3 protein-coding genes are annotated in these 2,337 nt (G+C 61.3%); all 3 read right to left on the reverse strand.

All coding sequences use genetic code 11. The features are described from left to right. Positions 1-603: 603 nt before the first annotated feature. The 3 genes from AC1DSN_RS21485 to AC1DSN_RS21495 are packed head-to-tail and all read right to left on the reverse strand — an operon-like array spanning position 604 to position 2,166. The gene (locus AC1DSN_RS21485; protein WP_477296370.1) at positions 604-993 is read right to left on the reverse strand and encodes a VOC family protein; all 390 of its coding nucleotides are present in this window, start codon (positions 991-993) and stop codon (positions 604-606) included. Between the two features lie 22 nt (positions 994-1,015). After that, positions 1,016-1,495: an N-acetyltransferase family protein gene (locus AC1DSN_RS21490; protein WP_477296371.1), complete on the reverse strand. Its 480-nt coding sequence runs from the start codon at positions 1,493-1,495 to the stop codon at positions 1,016-1,018. A gap of 20 nt (positions 1,496-1,515) precedes the next feature. Continuing rightward, a complete protein-coding gene (locus AC1DSN_RS21495; RefSeq protein ID WP_477332773.1) occupies positions 1,516-2,166 on the reverse strand; it encodes a DsbA family oxidoreductase in 651 nt (216 codons plus the stop codon). Positions 2,167-2,337 lie beyond the last annotated feature (171 nt).

Raw genomic sequence — 2,337 nt, forward strand, 5'->3', positions numbered from 1 at the left:
CTTCCGGATCGATCTGATAGTGGAACCCGGGATGGGTGTCTGGTCTTTYCAATGAAGCCATGACGCTCTCCTTGCTCGCCGCGCTGTCCCGCATCCAAGGTGCGGCACGCCGTGCACTGCCCGGCGTGCCGCGGATCAAACGGATKCGCGGGTTCATCGGCTGYCCGTGTCCGGRCGYCGTGCGGCTTGAGTTGACGAAGTGTGTTGCGGAGGCAGCCGCGCCYGTTCTCRGGTCACACGGCGACGCGCCGTGYTGCTCGGCCGAGAAAAAACTCAGGWTTACGGCTGCCGCCGCGGTTCTTCAACCGTGTCTGCGTGGACTGCAGAGCGCCCGGTGACCGATGGGAATGTCGYCGRGGGGRTYCGGCGGGCGAGCGGGTACCGTATTATCAGTGGTAGCCATATCAACTGGTTCCTAGTTGGTTTTGGTTAGCGGGTCAGGGGTGGTGAGACACCCTTGGCCCGCGCTTCTCACCGCATAGAGCGATGGTTGCCTGCGMRGCWTYSACAGCGACGACGCAGGCAACGGAAACGACCGTAYCAAAWCAACTTGAAGTTGTCTGTAGTCGCATCACAAACGATGCTCCTTCATCGCTATCAGCTTCAGGAAGTCGTGGCCGGCGGTTCCCAGAGTTCGACCTTGTTGCCCTCGGGATCCATGACCCAGCCAAATTTTCCGTACTCGGAGTCGTCCGCCTTTTCCAGCACGTGACAGCCCTCGTCGCGTAGCGCCTGGAGCAAGGCATCAAGATCCGCCACGCGGTAATTGACCATGAAGGTCGAGGTACTTGGCGCGAACTGATCGCCACCTGCCTTGCCTATCGACCAGGCGGTGGTTCCCTTCACCGGATTGCCAGCTTCGTCGACCCAGTCGAACGCCGCACCGCCCCAGGACTGGACGTCGATACCGAGATGTTTCTTGTACCAGGCCTGCAATGCCGCCGGGTCGCGCGCGTGGAAGAAAATTCCGCCGATACCTGTCACTCGTTTCATCTGAGCCTCCGCGATGTAGATATCACAACAGCTTTCGATAGACGATAAAGCCGGACTTCTCCGCGACCTTGTCGTAGAGGAACATGGCCGTCTCGTTCGACTCATGCGTTTGCCAGTACACGCGCCCCGCCCGAAGCGCCGTGGCGCGTGCGTAGACCTCGTCGATCAAGGCGCGGGCCACGCCCTTGCCTCTGGCACGCTCCGCCGTGAAGACATCCTGGAGGTAACAGTTCGGCTGCAGTTGCGTGGTGCTTCGATGCAGGAGGAAATGCGCCAGTCCAACCAGCCTGTCATCGTGTTCGGCGACGATGGCGTGCATCGGTTCGTAGCCGTCGAAGAAACGGAACCAGGTCGCCGCCGTGATTTCCTCGGGTAAGGCGGTTTCGCCGACACGGCCGTAAAACGCGTTATAGCCATCCCATAGTTCCTTCCACGCCGGGAAGTCCTCCGGCAAAGCGGGACGGATAGTCAGCGAATCGCGTATGGGATCGGAGGGTTCCATCGGTCGTTTCCGTGTCGGTGTTAGCTAGCGCTCTCGGCGATCTTGCGCAACTGACGCTCGAACTCTTCAGGCGGCTGGCCTCCCGAGATCAGGTACTGGTCGTTGATGATGACAGCCGGCACGCCGGTAATGCCGCGACTCTGCCAGAGCGCTTCATCCCGACGGACTTCCTCGGCGTAACGATCGGACTCCAGCACCGCGCGAGCTTCGGTCTGGTCCAGGCCCACCTTGCCGGCCGCCGCGACGAGGGCGTCATGGTTGCCCGGGTCGGTCTGGTCGGTGAAGTTCACGATGAACAACTGGCGCTTGAGCGCGTGCTGCTTTCCCTGCGACAACGCCCACGCCAGCAGGCGATGCGCGTCGAAGGTGTTGTAGATGCGGGTCGAGTCCGAGGTGTTCATGGTGAAACCGAGCGCCGCCGCGCGCGCCTTGATGCGCTCACGGTTGACACGTGCCTCGTCGGCCGGGATACGGTACTTCGCGACGATATGGTCGACCGTATTTTCACCACCCGGCACCATGTTCGGGTTCAGCTCGAACGGATGGAAGGTGATCTCCGGATCGATGACATCGTGCAGGCGCTCGAGTGCGGTCTCGAGGCCACTGAGGCCGATGACGCACCAGGGGCATGCGATATCGGAGACGAAATCGATCTTCATTTTCTGGGGCATGGGGGCAAGCACCTTAGCGTTTGTGGGCGATCGTACACCTCCCAAGCCGTGAGTGGCCTGGACGACAAACCGCTCCAAGATAACGGCCACATTGGATCGGTAAGCTCGAGAAGCAAGGGGAACCGCTAGCCACCCAATACGAGGCAACCCCCATGAGCGCCCCTGCTCCGC

Source organism: Luteibacter sp. P4_D7_3, from assembly GCF_056401735.1.